The sequence below is a fragment of the Neolewinella aurantiaca genome (assembly GCF_008014675.1).
Taxonomy (GTDB): domain Bacteria; phylum Bacteroidota; class Bacteroidia; order Chitinophagales; family Saprospiraceae; genus Neolewinella; species Neolewinella aurantiaca.
Map to the genome: position 1 here is coordinate 23,010 of NZ_VOXD01000035.1, position 14,789 is coordinate 37,798.

The window sequence follows — 14,789 nt, forward strand, 5'->3', positions numbered from 1 at the left end:
AAACTTAGGCCTTCGGGCCCGAAATAATAATAACAGATGGAGAACTTTGTATTCTCATCCCGAGCGAAAACAGTCACAGGTGGTACCGCAATCTTCGGATTGGTCCTGCTGATCATCAGCTACTTTGTAGATGGTGGCGAAGGGCACCACATGCGCTTTTGGACGAACCTACTGCACAACTCAGTGTTCTTTGTCGGTATCTCCTTTATGGCATGTTTTGCCTACGCAGCATTCACCACCGCTTACGCTGGTTGGTTTGTGCAGTTCAAGCGTCTTTGGGAAAGCTTCGGTATGTTCTTGCTTCCGGGCCTCTTTCTCATGGGCATCATCATTGTCGGATTGTTCACGCATTCGCACCACCTGTACCATTGGAATGATACTGCAGCGGTTGAAACAGACGCAATTCTGAACCATAAGTCAGCTTTCCTCAATAAATACTGGTACACTGGTGCTACGGTCATCTTCATGGGTGTGTGGTACTTCTTTATCAGCCGCATTCGCCAAATCAGTATTGACGAGGATAAGAACGGAACAACCGCTTATGTACACCACGCACGCATCAAAAAGTACGCAGCTCCCTTCCTGATCATCCTTGGTTTCACGACCGCGGCTTGTATCTGGCAGTGGATCATGTCTCTCGATGCTCACTGGTACTCTACAATGTTTGCATGGTACGCTTCTGCATCGCTTTTCGTGGCGATGACGGCACTGACCATCATGATTCTGATTTACCTCAAGAGCCGTGGCTACTTTCCCGGAATCAACGCTGAGCACTTCCATGACCTCGGTAAGTACCTCTTTGCGATCTCTATCTTCTGGACTTACGTATGGTTCAGCCAGTTTATGTTGATCTGGTACGGCAATGTCGGTGAAGAGACAATCTACTTCCGGACACGGATGGATAACTATCCGGTACTGTTCTGGGGCAACCTGCTGCTCAACTTCATTGCACCGTTCTTCATCCTGATGCGGAACGACACCAAGCGTAAGTTCGGTACACTGTTCTTTGCTTCTGCAATTGTATTCTTCGGCCACTGGTTCGATTACTTCAACATGATCAAGCCGGCAGCGCGTGAAACGCTGACGCACATGAGCCATGAAGGAGGTGAGCACCACGAAGAAGGTGAACACGCAACGATGGATACCGCCGGTCATGGCGATGACCATGCTGCTGCGGGACATGATGGTCACGCTGGTGATCACGCTACTACTGGCCACGATGGTCACGAAGCTGCTCATGGAGAGGAACGGGTGAGTACCCGGGTATTCCTCCCTTATAAAGCTGGTTACACCGTCCCCGGTCTGCTGGAGATTGGAATCTTCCTCGGCTTCCTCGGAGGCTTCCTGTTCTTCGTTCTCAGTTCCCTTTCCAAGGCACCACTGGAGCCGAAAAAAGATCCTTACTTCGAAGAGAGTCTGCACCACCACACCTAGCAGATGTCTGGCTATTTAGACTCAGTCTAAAGATTGCCTTTCTGTTTAACACAAATGGTGTTCCCTCGTTAAATTTGCGTGAGTCCTGAAGATCATACTTCCGGATTTTGAAAATAAGCTAACTTAAAGCTGATGTCTACATTAATCGTACTTATCTGTATTGCGCTATTGCTCCTGATCATCGTTCAGATCGCCCGCGTGCGTGATCTGGCCAAGCAAATGCGTGGTGAAGAAGAAGTGGATGCACGGAATACCAAAATGACAGGATACTACCTGTTGGTATTTTTGGTTGCCTTTCTGGTCATTACCGTGGCGTCCATGGTTTACTATAAAAACTACATGTTGGGTTACGGCCCGAACGATTCGCTTTCGGAGCATGGTGGTTTGATTGACGGCATGATGAACCTGACCTTTGTCATTACATTCATCGTATTCGTGATTACGCACATCCTTTTGTTCTGGTACTCCTACAAGTACCGTAAGCAGGAAGGCAAAAAAGCACAGTACATTTCACACAATAACACTCTTGAGATCGTGTGGACGGGTATCCCCGCTATCGTTATGACCTTTCTGGTGATTGGTGGTTTGGATGCATGGAATACCATTATGGGAGATGTCGGAGCCGACGACGACTACATGGAAATCGAAGCTAACGGCTACCAGTTTGCCTGGCAGCTGCGCTACCCTGGCGATGATGGCCTGCTGGGACGTACCAACTTCCGGCTTATCGAAGGAAATAACCCCTTCGGTCAGGACTGGACCGATCTCAAAAATGCTGATGATATTCACGTTGGTCAGATCGTTCTGCCAGTAAACAAGAAAATCCGCGTACGTATTACTGCTCGTGATGTACTTCACGATTTCTACCTTCCCCAATTCCGGGTTAAGATGGATGCTGTTCCTGGTCTGCCGACCTTCTTCGTGTTCACTCCTACGAAAACGACAAAGGAATGGCGCAAAGAATTGAGCCAGTACGAAGAGTACCAGATTCCTTCGATAACAGATCCTGAGAAGATGTACTGGGAAACCGCAAACATGGAATTGGCCTGTGCCGAGCTTTGTGGTAAGGGGCACTGGTCTATGAAAAAAACAGTTACAATCCTCGAGGAGGATGAGTACGAAGAGTGGCTGGCGGAGCAGAAGTCTTACTACCTCTCGACAATTCGTGGAACGGAGAGTGACCCGAACGGAAACATCCTCTTCCCTGCGGAAATTACACAGCGTCGTCAGGAGTTTATTCAGGAAGCCAACACTGCCCTGGAAACCCCGGAAGACGATGACAACACGCTCATCCTGAAGTACGTGACGTTCGAGACCGGAAGCGCCCAACTCACCGAGTTGAGTTCATACCAGTTAGACGACGCGATCAACTTCCTGAAAAAGAATACCGACGTCAACGTCATGCTGAAGGGACATACTGACAGCACCGGAGACGCCACAGCTAACTATACATTATCGGAGCGGCGTGCATCCGAGGTGCGGTCTTACTTACTGAAAGGCGGTATCGATGCGCAACGAATGACTAGTGCCGGATTCGGTTCTACCGTTCCGGTTGCTGATAATGGTACTGCTGAGGGTCGTCAGGCCAACCGTCGAACAGAACTATACGTAACGCGTGGTGAACTACCTGCGTTGCCCGTAATGATGGATTCCACCCCATCCAAGTAAACTATCCAGAGAGAACTTTTTAAAGCTGAACATCATGGCTACAGCAATTTTTACTCCGACTACCCGTGAGGAGGGTCTGATCCAGGAACTGGGTTACGACGACCACTTCCACGAGCACCATCATGGAGACAAGTACCAGTCGAACTTCGTTTCGCACTATATCTTTTCCATGGATCACAAAATGATCGCCAAGCAGTTCCTGATTACAGGAATGATGTGGGCTATCATTGGTGGTCTCATGTCCTTGGTTTTCCGGATGCAACTCGGTTTTCCAGAGGAAAGCCTTGCCTGGCTCAAACCAGTGCTCGGTAAGTGGATATCCGTAAATGCTGATGGCATTGGTACACTTCAGGAAGACTTCTACTACGCCCTCGTAACTATGCACGGTACCATTCTGGTATTCTTCGTACTTACGGCTGGCTTGTCGGGGACTTTCTCCAACATGCTCATTCCACTGATGATCGGGGCGCGGGATATGGCTTCTCCGCTTCTGAACATGCTGAGCTACTGGTTCTTCTTCCTTTCTGGCTTGGTGATGTTCTCTTCGCTGTTCCTCAGCACCGGCCCGTTTGCGGGTGGTTGGGTTGCGTACCCTCCGTTGTCGGCGTTGCCGGAAGCGATGGATGGCTCTAAAGCGGGTATGACGTTGTGGACGATCTCTCTGGTCTTCTTCGTTGTTTCTCAGCTGCTTGGTGGTGTCAACTATATTACTACTGTCCTTAACCTGCGGACCAAAGGAATGACCATGTGGCGTCTTCCGCTGCCGATTTGGGCTTTCTTCGTAACTGCCATCATTGGTCTGCTGTCGTTCCCTGTACTCGTATCTGCATTCTTCCTTCTGATGTTGGATCGTGGTATCGGTACCAGTTTCTACCTCTCGGATATTTACATCGGTGGTCAGGCACTTGATCACGTTGGTGGTAGCCCGATCCTGTACCAGCATTTGTTCTGGTTCCTTGGTCACCCGGAGGTTTACATCATTATTCTCCCCGCGATGGGTATTGTTTCAGAGGTACTCTCTGTAAACGCCCGCAAGCCGATCTTCGGTTACAAGGCCATGGTTTTCTCGATCCTCGCGATTGCCTTCTTGTCCTTTATCGTTTGGGCCCACCACATGTTCATGTCTGGTGTCAACCCGTTCATTGCTAACTTCTTTGTAATCTTCACCTTGATTATTGCTGTTCCTTCGGCGGTTAAGGTGTTCAACTGGATTGCGACACTCTACGGAGGTAGCATTCGCTTTAATCCGGCCAGCTTGTTTGCCATCGGCTTTGTGTCGATGTTCATCTCTGGTGGTCTTACCGGTATCTGGCTTGGTAACTCTACACTCGATATTCAGCTTCACGATACCTACTTCGTAGTTGCTCACTTCCACATCGTAATGGGTGTTGCTGCCTTCTTCGGTATGTATTCTGGTGTATACCACTGGTTCCCGAAAATGTACGGTCGCTTCATGAACGAGACGCTTGGTAAATTCCACTTCTGGGGTACGCTCATCGGAGCTTACTGTGTGTTCTGGCCAATGCACTACCTGGGTATGGCCGGTGTACCGCGTCGTTACTTCAGATTCGATACATTCGAGACCTTCATGCACTTCGCTGAACTCAATAAGTTCATCACAATTGCGGCGATCATCACCTTCGGTTTCCAGATTTTGTTCGTAATCAACTTCTTCTACAGCATCTGGAAAGGACGTAAGCTGACAACAATGAACCCATACAAGGCGAACACCCTTGAGTGGACCACTCCGATCGAAACAGGCCACGGAAACTGGCCAGGTAAACTTCCTACCGTTCAGCGTTGGTCTTACGACTACGGTAAAGACGGTCGTGACTTCATCACTCAGGTTGAGCCAATCGGAGAGAACGAGTCTGCGGAACACTAATTCAAACCAATAGAACCTCCTGCGTGAAAGAGCAGATTACTACAAGTCGGAACAATACTCAGGGCATCGCCGGAAGGCTGAATGACCTTGGGGCACTGGTGAAATTCCGGTTGTCGGCTACGGTAGTGCTCTCTTCAGTGCTGGCCTACCTTGTCGCCCTCGGTGCTGGCAGCTTCAGTTGGTGGGCAGTATGTGTGCTCACCGCCGGAGGCTTCCTTACTACAGCAGCAGCTAACATTCTGAATGAGTTGCTGGAGAAGGACTATGATAAGATGATGGTCCGGACGCAAAACCGGCCGCTGGCTGAAGGGCGGCTAAGCAGCAGCGATGCGCTGCTCATCGCCGGATTCTCCAGCATTGCCGGGATAACGCTTCTGGCGCTCTTCAATCCCTGGACTGCATTCCTGGGAATGGTATCGTTGATTAGCTATGCCTTTGTTTATACTCCACTCAAGAGGGTAGGACCGATTGCAATTCTGGTGGGAGCCATCCCCGGTGCCTTACCGGCACTTATCGGCTGCGCTGCAGCTGAAGGGATGATTACCACCCTTGGAATCACGCTGTTTTCGATTCAGTTCTTTTGGCAGCTTCCTCATTTCTACGCTATTGGCTATCTTGGTTATGCAGACTATGCAAAAGCGGGCTTTAAGCTTGTTCCTGAGAAAAACGGAGATGTAGATACAGATATGTTGAGCCGGGATTCTGTCCTGGCTTGTATTGCACTGTTTCCACTTGCAGTTGTTCCATTTTTGCTTGGGGTGACCTCGCTGTGGGCAACGATCGTCGTGATTTTGCTAAGTGCGGTTTTCCTTTGGTTTGCCCTTGGGTTCAAATCTGCCCCGAAACGTAAGACCGCGCTGGGAATGATGTTTTTCTCCTTTGCTTACCTGCCCCTGGCCTTTACAGTGCTATGGCTCGGCCGGCAGTTTTTATAAAATTGAGTGCAATGGATACAACTATCAAAAAAGACATGGGCGCCGTAACGCGCCATAACAAAATACATCCTAAGAAACTGGTTCTCTGGGTGTCAATTGTAAGTTTGGTGATGATGTTCACTGCGCTTACGAGTGCCTACATCGTACGCCGTGCAGCGGGTAACTGGCTCGAATTTTCTATTCCAACCATTTTCTACGTGAACACTTTGGTCATCGCAGCAAGTAGTATAACTTTGCACGCCGCATACGCTGCCTTCAAACGAGAAGCAGCAGGAGCATACAAAGGCTTACTTAGCCTGAGCTTTCTGTTAGGATCGGCATTTGTCGTTCTGCAGTTGCTTGGCTGGGAAGAAATGGCTGCTCAGGGATTGGACATTAAGATCAATCCTTCTACCAGCTTTGTGTACGCCCTTAGCGGCTTGCACGCAGCACACGTACTTGGCGGTATTGCCGCAATGGCCGTCGCACTCGTGATTGCCTTTTCGCAAAAACTAAAAAGAACGCCGGCCCGTCAGCTCCGCCTGGAACTCACGCTGACTTACTGGCACTTTGTTGACATTCTCTGGATATACCTAATTATCTTCCTGAGTCTGCAACGCTAATTGAATTTAAAGAGAACATCCTCCCTTCTGGTGGGGATTTTGAACTGAGTATAAATACGCACAATATGGCCGCAGTTACGGACATTCACGTTGAAAACGACGAGCACGTCGACCACCACCCCGAAGGCGGTTGGGAAGGCGGTAAAAAGAAACCATTTGCAGTTTCCTACGGGAAACTGATGATGTGGTACTTCCTGCTTTCTGATGCTTTCACTTTTGCTGGCTTTCTTATTGCCTACGGTACGCTGCGTATCAGTAGCCCCAGCTGGCCCGTTCCGGATGCAGTTTTCGCTACTGCTCCTTTTGGTATCCACGAAATGTTCCCCGGAGGCCACGCTCCGTTGATCTTCGTTACCTTCATGTCCTTCCTGCTGATCATCAGCTCGGGCACAATGGTACGTGCGGTACAGGAAGGTGCACGCGAGAACAAGCGCGGTGTTGTATTCTGGATGCTACTTACCGTACTTGGTGGTGCCGGGTTCCTCGGCTGTCAGGCCTGGGAGTGGAACAACTTGATCAACGTAGAGCACATGACTGTGACTACCAATCCATTCGGTACTTACACTGAGAACGGAGTCTACCTCGATCCGGCCACGGGTGAACCTACTGACGAAGTTGTAGAAGCTGGTACTACTTACCTCCTGCACAAAGCCGGAGAAAGCCACGGTGAAGGATACGAAGGCGATCACTTCACGTACCCTACGGAAGAAACCGATGCCCCCGGCTACATGGTTGATAAGCGCGGTTACATTCACCGTAAATACCTGGTTACCGGAGAAGACAGTTATAATACCGGTAAGACGATGACTCAAGACTTCGGTCCGGTTGCATTCGGTGCCCTGTTCTTCGGTATCACCGGCTTCCACGGTTTTCACGTATTCACCGGTGTTATCTTCCTCCTCATCATTCTGATCAATGCAGGGAGTGGTGTCTACGCGGCACGGAAGAACGGTTACGAGATGGTTGAGAAGATTGGCCTTTACTGGCACTTTGTAGACCTCGTATGGGTATTCGTATTCCTGGTATTTTACCTCCTGTAGAACCTTCCTCCCGGAAGGGAGGGCTGATTTGGAACTTTTGATCCCGAGTTGATCGGTAGTTCCTTTGACATTATTTAAAAAAAACTTCGGCTGAAGCGCCGATTAAAAATAAAATCATGGCTGATCATCTTAGCTACGAAGAATCGACAAAAGCGGTATGGAAAGGCCTTGGCCTTTTGGCGGGAGTTACTCTTGTGGAGGTAGTTCTTTCTCTCCTCAAAGCTCAGGATTGGGCGAAGGACATGGGCTGGCTGTTCGGCCTCCTGGCTATTCTCATTATCGTACTTTCAATTTACAAGGCCTACTTTATCATCTACGAGTTCATGCACATGAGCTACGAGGTGAAGGGGCTGGCAATGAGTGTTCTCCTGCCAACACTCCTCTTATTATGGGGTGTAATTGCTTTCTTCTGGGAGGGTAGTGCCTGGAAAGGAAACCGTGAACTCATTCAGGAGCGTAACCGGATGGAAGTTCAGACCGATCCCGCAGACCCGGTAGGGACGGTAATTACGGACGAAGACTACATCATCGGATAGTAGCAGCTTCCAAATTTTGTTTGAAGACTTAACGTCGCCATCGGATCCTTGATTCGGTGGCGACGTTTTTATTGCGGGAACGCAGGTGCAGTAGCCGGTTGGAAGGGAGGCTGGTAACAGTATCAGCCCGGATGATCTTTTTCAGGCAGGGCGCGACCTGCTTCTTAATCCTTTTATTGCACCTGCGGCCGCGCATAAATGGTCACGAAACGACTTGTGACACTTTGTTATGTTTATGAGTCTGACATTTGTAGTACTTTCGCGACAGATCACTAACCAAACCAAGAATACGTGAAAACCAACCACTTTTTTCTCTGCTGCCTGCTCATGTTTGCCGGCTTGTCTCTCTCCGCTCAGGAAGTCAAGTTCGGAGGCCTCGACAAGAGCCCTCTGGATGCAGCACATTACCCGGCGAGTTCTGCTTACGCAAATTACCTGGATGCAGATGACCCGGACCGCGATCAAAAAATAAAGGTCCTCTACAGCCGTCCGCTCAAAAAGGACCGTACTCTTTTCGGGGAACTCGTTCCCTTCGGGAAAGATTGGCGCCTGGGCGCTAATGAAGCGTCCGAAATTACCTTCTTTCAGCCCGTAGAAATTGGAATGGTGCGCGTTGCTCCTGGTTCCTACACGATGTTTGCCGAGCCGCACTCCGCTACAAAATGGACGTTCAAGCTGTCGACTGAGCGGTTCATCGGAGGAACGAATAACCGCGATGTTTCCAAGGATATCGTACACGTCGAAATCCCCGTAGTACAGGTGCCGAACAGCCGTGAATCCTTTTCGATCGGCTTCCAGGAAATTGATGACAATACCGTTCACATGCTGATGGAATGGGGGAATACCCGGGCAATGCTGCCTATCAATATGAATCCACCTTCATTTTCCGGTGATGATGCCAGCCCGATGGATCTTGTACAGTACCCTGAAATGAGCCGTTTGCGTAACCTCGTTAAGCCGGAAGAACTGGAAGCGAATGAGCCGCAGGTACGGGTTGTCTACAGCCGTCCGCAGATGAAGGGCCGCAAAATATTCGGTGAACTGCTTAAGTACGGATCTACCTGGAGGGTTGGTGCGAACCAAACCACGGAAGTTACCTTCTTCAACGATGTAATGGTTGGAGGCAAAGAACTGAAGGCTGGTCGTTACGGCCTCTTTGCTGACGTCAATGAAGGGGAATGGGAGTTCATCATCCATAAAGCCGTTCAAAGCTGGGGCAATGCCAATTTCAACGAAGACGATGTTGTCGTAAAAGTTAAAGCAAAAACCGAAAAGACTCCCGAAACACTCGAAGCACTGTCAATGACCTTTGTTGAGAAGGACAATAAAAATATCGACCTGGTAGTAGGTTGGGAGAATACAATGGCGCGTCTGCCAATCGTATTGAGTGGAAAGTAGGACAGGATAACTGACTTCTCGATAAGCTATCAGAAGTAACCTTCCGAAGGCATAGCTATTTAATCCCAATCTGAGTCGTTCCGAATCCCGCTCTTGTCGCTTAAGCAGACAGGAGCTGAATTCGGGACGACTCATTTTATTTATTGGTACCTCCTAAATGCAATTTTATCATCCGGGGAGCCCGGTGTTCATCTTTGATGAGACAGGTTTTCTTCACAATTAACATCACCGCTCAGTTAAAGGGCTGACCTTAAACTGATCAGCTCTTGTACAACTATCGAAAAGGATAGGGGAACCTGGCGGATGCGCCTTGCGTTAACAGCTATTAACAGGTCAATAAACATACTGGTTAGAATGTTTTGCTACCTTGCAGTATGAAACAGGAATTGAAGTCGGAGCTGACTAAGCAGCTTATCATAAGTAAAGCCTTTGACTTGTTTTATGAAAACGGGTTCAAGAATACCAGTATCGACAGAATCATGAAAGCAACCGACTTGAGTAAAGGTGCTTTTTACCATCATTACGGTAGTAAGAAGGAACTAGGGCTTGAAGTTATCAGCCTGAAGGTCCAGAAGCGGGTTGTAGATGGAATGATTTCTCCTTTGAACAGACCTGGTAATTCGCTGGAACTCCTTGAGTCAGTATTCATTGACAGGCTGAGGGCCTTCCCTTTTTACGACAAGCAAAATGGCTGTCCGATGAATAACCTGATTAATGAAATTGGCAACGATGAATCAGTGTACCAAACTGCACTAAGGAACATCATTGAGCAGTGGAAGTCGGCATTGATTCAATTGCTGGAAAGAGGGAAGCAGGCAGGCGAAATCAAGCGTGAGGTTTCAAGTTCTGCAGTTGCAATATATCTGATTAGTGCTTTTGAGGGAATCAGAGGAATCCGGAAGCTTTACCACGAAGATTCTGTCCTCGAAGATTACCTGAAGGGCCTTTCGATGTATCTGGAACAAATCAAAGTTTAATTTTTTTACCCCAAAACATACCATTTAGTATGTTTTGCAAAATATCCTTACATGAAAACCAAGAGAAGAGATTTTATCAAAAAAACAGCTATGCTGGGCATCGGAGCAGCTGGCCCCCAACTGGGAATGGCTGCGAAGAAATCAGGTGAGGCTTCCGGTACCCGACCCAAAGTATTGTTCTTCGATGTAAACGAGACTTTATTGGATCTTACGACCATGAAGAAAAGCGTGGGCGCGGCATTGGGTAACCGCGAGGAGTTACTTCCGCTATGGTTTACGACTATGCTTCAGTATTCCCTTGTTTCGACAGTGGGGCGGAAGTACAACGACTTTGGGATAATAGGGTCTGCCGCATTACAAATGGTTGCTGCAAACCATGGTATCACCCTCACGGAAGAAGAAGCGAAAGAGGCAATCCTTCCTCCGCTTCGTTCGATACCTGCGCATCCGGAGGTTAAAGAATCATTGACCAGACTGAAAGAAGCAGGTTATAAATTGGTTTCTTTCACCAACTCTTCCAATATTGGCGTAGAGACTCAGTTTAAAAATGCGGGCCTGACTGAGTATTTCGACGAGCGACTGAGTGTTGAAGACATAGGTAAATACAAACCTCATACGGATGCTTATGACTGGGCCGCGAGGAAAATGGGTGTAGCTCCCGAGGAATGCCTGATGGTTGCTGCTCATGGATGGGATATTGCGGGTGCGCTATGGGCAAATTGGAGAGGTGCCTTTATCAGCAGGCCGGGGGCCCAGTTGTATCCTCTTGCCCCGGCACCGGAAATAAACGAAGCGAACCTTGAGTTGACTGCGAATCGATTGATTTCACTAAAATAGAATTGAACCATGGCTAATTTAACGGACAAAGTAATCATCGTTACAGGCTCCTCCAGGGGAATCGGGAAGGCGGTAGCTGTGCTACTGGCTAAGAACGGGGCGAAGATTGTAGTCAATTATTCCAGCAGCGAGGAGGAGGCAGCAGAAACCGTAGACGAGATCGTCAGTGCGGGAGGAAAGGCGATCGCAGTCAAAGCGGACGTGAGCAAGCGGGAAGAAGTGACATCATTATTCGATAAATCGCTCGAAGAATTCGGTAAAATCGATGTCTTGATCAACAACGCGGGAATTATGATTTCCAGGAAATTGAAAGATCATACAGATGAGGACTTCAGCAAGCAGTTTGAGGTCAACGTCAGAGGAGCTTTCAATACCCTGCGGGAAGCGGACAGCAAACTTGCGGACAACGGAATTATCGTCAATTTTTCCTCAAGCACTACCAGATTGATGTTTCCCACGTACGCTGTCTATTCCGCTACAAAAGCCGCAGTAGAACAGATGACCAGGGTATTCTCCAAAGAAATCGGAAGGGGGATATCTGTGAATGCTATTGCCCCCGGGCCCACCGAAACTGACCTTTTTCTGGACGGTAAATCTCAGGAGCAATTGGATAAGCTGGGCTCTATGACTGCCTTTGGCCGGATTGCAAAGCCTGTCGATATTGCAAGGGTTGTTCTCTTTCTGGCCAGTGACGACTCAAAGTGGATCACAGGACAGGTTATAGGCGCTAACGGAGGGCTGGTCTGATGAGATCATTGCTCCGGTTTGTTGGGCTTCAACCGAAAAAGAGAAGGCGGCTTTCCCTGAGGAAAGTCGCCTTCTCTGTATAGTTGTAATTTTTTCTTGAAGCGATCGTACTGTTGGTACGTGGCCGCAAAAAAGGCTTACTTGAACATACCGCCGATCTTACCGAGAAGACCACCAGCTTTGTCTTCGCCCTTACCGAGCATGTTGGCCGCCTGGCCGAGGAGGTCAGCAGCACCACCTTCAGCACCGGCAGTGAGGTTACCGAGGAGGCTGCCTGCGTCAAGACCGAGAGCATCCATCATTGAGCCTGCGTCGATACCGTCGGTATCACCGGCTGCCTGGGTGGCACCACCAATCTTGTTCATGATCATCGGAAGGGCCACGCTGGAAAGTGTTCCGGCAACGCCTTCAGAAAGGCCAAGCTTGCTGGTAACGTTGCTGATGAAGTTGCCAGCAATGCCTTTGTACACCATGTTTTGGAGAAGACCGCCGCCAGCTGCACTGTCGCTGGTGTCTGAACCACCAACTGCGCTGCTCAGCATACCAAGAATTCCGTCTACGTTTCCTCCGGAAACGGCACCCATGATGCCTTCGGTGATAGATTCCTTAGCGATAGGAAGCGTTTGTTCAGCCTGGCCCATGTCGAGTCCGGTTTTTTCGGAGATGGCGGATACTACCTGGCCTTTAACGGCGTCCATGATTGAGTCTAACATAGTTGTAATGTATTTTTTTGATGGTGAGCCTGACAATACGCCAAGCCTGTTAACTATTGGTTTGACGCAGATATTTCCATTTGGTCACACTCTAAAGTAGCTTTAAGAGCTTTTTCTGGTTTAATCTGCATTTTCGGCACCTTATAATAAGAGTAACGCTTCAGATAAAATTTCTCTTTCTTCCCCCGGAAGAATTTCTCCACCGTTGCCGAAGTTAATGTCGGATTGGTAAAAGCCTTCTTCGGCAACTACGCGAACATTGAGGGCACTCAGCGACCAGAGCAGTGATTGACGTGCTTTTTCGCCCCGCGGCGCCCTGGGAGTAAAGGTGAACACCAGTGCGGGTTTGGAATCGAGTTCTCCGGAGGAAGCCAGCCAATCGAGCGCGTTCTTAAGTACCCCGGGAATGTTGTGGAGGTAAGCGGGGGTAGCGAAAACGAGCGCACTTGCCTGATCGACATCGGAGCGCCAACGTAATACAGGCTCCGGCCAGGGGGCTGTATCACGGCCCGGCTGAAAGACGGGGAGGTCGGCAAGGTAATCCGTGCTTCGTACGGGGCGAGGCTGCAACTTTCCTATTCCGTTGAGAAACCGGGAGTTCGCGCTCTGAGGATGAGGAGATCCGGAAATGAGGAGCAGCATAAGCATGATTGTTTGTTCCGGGGGGCGGCATCCCCGATAGCGTGGAATTCCCTTCGGTTACCCAAACGAATCAGTAGCGATGCTTAGTCCTCATCGTCACTGGACAGGTCATCGTCATCGGCGAGTTCATCGGGGTCGATATCAGCTTCTTCGATATCGTCGTCGTCATATTTATCGGCGTATTCATCACGAACATCATCCAGCAGGTTGCCGTCGTCGTCGTAATCGTCGTCGTCATCGATGATCTCGAGTGCTTCGGTTTTGGTCATCCGGATGAGGTAGTACTTCTCTTCGGTTTCGAAGGGAAGGGCACTGGTTAAGCGGCCGTTTACATCGGTGAACCGAATGAGGGAAGAGGCGAAGCCTTCCGGGTAGAACAACTTGATCTGCTCCAGGACTTCATCGTCAAGCTTCTCATAGTTTTTGATTACACGGGGTTTGCTCATGGATTAGGGGAGTTGTAGGTTTTCAATAAATGGCGAGACAATAATAGGGGGGATATTGGGAAATAGAAGATTTATTTTATGATAAATGTGCCCGGAGATGAGAATTAAAACCGGAGGCCCGGACAGAACCAGAACGCCCCCGTCTCCGGGGGTGGGGACGAGGGCGCTGATAAGTGTTAAGCGATGTGCTTATCGTATTACTTGCCCGCTGCTTTAGCGTGGTCTGCGAGGAATTTTTCGAGGCCGATATCCGTGAGTGGGTGCTTCAGAAGGCTCTCGAAGGCACTGAGCCCACAAGTAACGATGTCTGCACCTGCGCGCGCCGCCTCAATGATGTGCTTGCCATTACGGATAGACGCCGCAAGAATTTCAGTTTCGTAACCCTGCACTTCGTAGATCTCGGCAATCTCCTCGATCAGTTGCATGCCGTCCCAGCCGATGTCGTCGATACGACCGACAAACGGGCTAACGTAAGTAGCACCCGCTTTGGCGGCAAGGATTGCCTGCCCGGGGCTGAAAACGAGTGTGCAATTAGTGCGGATGCCCTGGGAGGTACACCACGCAAGAGCTTTTACACCTTCGCGGATCATCGGAATCTTGATCACGATGTTATCGGCAATCTTGATCAACTCACTGGCTTCTTTTTTCATGCCTTCGAAATCAGTGCTGATGACCTCGGCACTGACGTCACCGCTGGTGATGTCACAGATTTTCTTGTAATGAGCCATCACGGCTTTGTCCCCGCTGATTTTTTCCTTGGCCATCAGGCTGGGGTTGGTGGTTACACCATCAAGAATACCGAGAGATTCGGCTTCGGCAATGTCGTTGAGGTTAGCAGTATCGATGAAGAACTTCATGCTGAGTTGTTTTTGATTTTGTGATTGGTGCAGAAGGTTAGTTCACGCTTCTGCACATACAAAAATACACCT

Annotated in this window: 15 protein-coding genes; 11 read left to right on the forward strand and 4 right to left on the reverse strand. The window is 49.3% G+C overall.

Features of this window, described 5'->3' with window-relative positions; genetic code table 11:
• Positions 1-36 precede the first annotated feature (36 nt).
• The 11 genes from FUA23_RS18380 to FUA23_RS18430 all read left to right on the forward strand — a co-directional run bounded on the left by FUA23_RS18380 (position 37) and on the right by FUA23_RS18430 (position 12,059).
• Positions 37-1,434, forward strand: a complete 1,398-nt coding sequence (locus FUA23_RS18380) for a hypothetical protein (RefSeq protein ID WP_147932232.1) — start codon at positions 37-39, stop codon at positions 1,432-1,434.
• A 132-nt stretch (positions 1,435-1,566) separates the two neighbouring features.
• Positions 1,567-3,102, forward strand: a complete 1,536-nt coding sequence (locus FUA23_RS18385; protein WP_246144351.1) for an OmpA family protein — start codon at positions 1,567-1,569, stop codon at positions 3,100-3,102.
• A 34-nt stretch (positions 3,103-3,136) separates the two neighbouring features.
• On the forward strand, positions 3,137-4,987 hold the full coding sequence (locus tag FUA23_RS18390) for a cytochrome c oxidase subunit I (RefSeq protein ID WP_147932233.1): 1,851 nt from the start codon (positions 3,137-3,139) through the stop codon (positions 4,985-4,987).
• Between the two features lie 23 nt (positions 4,988-5,010).
• On the forward strand, positions 5,011-5,922 hold the full coding sequence (gene cyoE / locus FUA23_RS18395; RefSeq protein ID WP_246144353.1) for a heme o synthase: 912 nt from the start codon (positions 5,011-5,013) through the stop codon (positions 5,920-5,922).
• Positions 5,923-5,933: 11 nt separating this feature from the next.
• A complete protein-coding gene (locus FUA23_RS18400) occupies positions 5,934-6,524 on the forward strand; it encodes a cytochrome c oxidase subunit 3 (RefSeq protein ID WP_147932234.1) in 591 nt (196 codons plus the stop codon).
• Between the two features lie 65 nt (positions 6,525-6,589).
• Entirely contained in the window at positions 6,590-7,564 is a 975-nt protein-coding gene (locus FUA23_RS18405) for a cytochrome c oxidase subunit 3 (RefSeq protein WP_147932235.1), read from the forward strand.
• Between the two features lie 116 nt (positions 7,565-7,680).
• Entirely contained in the window at positions 7,681-8,100 is a 420-nt protein-coding gene (locus tag FUA23_RS18410) for a cytochrome C oxidase subunit IV family protein (RefSeq protein ID WP_147932236.1), read from the forward strand.
• A gap of 291 nt (positions 8,101-8,391) precedes the next feature.
• A complete protein-coding gene (locus FUA23_RS18415; RefSeq protein ID WP_246144356.1) occupies positions 8,392-9,498 on the forward strand; it encodes a DUF2911 domain-containing protein in 1,107 nt (368 codons plus the stop codon).
• 374 nt (positions 9,499-9,872) lie between these two features.
• Positions 9,873-10,475, forward strand: coding sequence for a TetR/AcrR family transcriptional regulator (locus tag FUA23_RS18420; protein ID WP_147932237.1), 603 nt, complete (start codon positions 9,873-9,875; stop codon positions 10,473-10,475).
• 51 nt (positions 10,476-10,526) lie between these two features.
• Positions 10,527-11,312 (forward strand): haloacid dehalogenase type II, encoded by a 786-nt coding sequence (locus FUA23_RS18425; RefSeq protein ID WP_147932238.1) that lies wholly within the window; start codon positions 10,527-10,529, stop codon positions 11,310-11,312.
• 9 nt (positions 11,313-11,321) lie between these two features.
• Positions 11,322-12,059 carry an SDR family oxidoreductase gene (locus tag FUA23_RS18430; RefSeq protein WP_147932239.1) on the forward strand — a complete coding sequence of 246 codons (738 nt, stop codon included), beginning with the start codon at positions 11,322-11,324 and terminating at the stop codon, positions 12,057-12,059.
• 137 nt (positions 12,060-12,196) lie between these two features.
• On the opposite strand, the gene FUA23_RS18435 is transcribed toward FUA23_RS18430, so the two are convergent.
• The 4 genes from FUA23_RS18435 to fsa form a co-directional block, all read right to left on the reverse strand.
• Positions 12,197-12,772, reverse strand: a complete 576-nt coding sequence (locus tag FUA23_RS18435; RefSeq protein ID WP_147932240.1) for a DUF937 domain-containing protein — start codon at positions 12,770-12,772, stop codon at positions 12,197-12,199.
• Positions 12,773-12,913: 141 nt separating this feature from the next.
• Positions 12,914-13,414, reverse strand: coding sequence for an NADPH-dependent FMN reductase (locus FUA23_RS18440; RefSeq protein WP_187271125.1), 501 nt, complete (start codon positions 13,412-13,414; stop codon positions 12,914-12,916).
• A gap of 83 nt (positions 13,415-13,497) precedes the next feature.
• Positions 13,498-13,860 carry a hypothetical protein gene (locus FUA23_RS18445; protein WP_147932242.1) on the reverse strand — a complete coding sequence of 121 codons (363 nt, stop codon included), beginning with the start codon at positions 13,858-13,860 and terminating at the stop codon, positions 13,498-13,500.
• A gap of 197 nt (positions 13,861-14,057) precedes the next feature.
• Positions 14,058-14,717, reverse strand: coding sequence for a fructose-6-phosphate aldolase (gene fsa, locus FUA23_RS18450; protein ID WP_147932243.1), 660 nt, complete (start codon positions 14,715-14,717; stop codon positions 14,058-14,060).
• Positions 14,718-14,789: the final 72 nt, after the last annotated feature.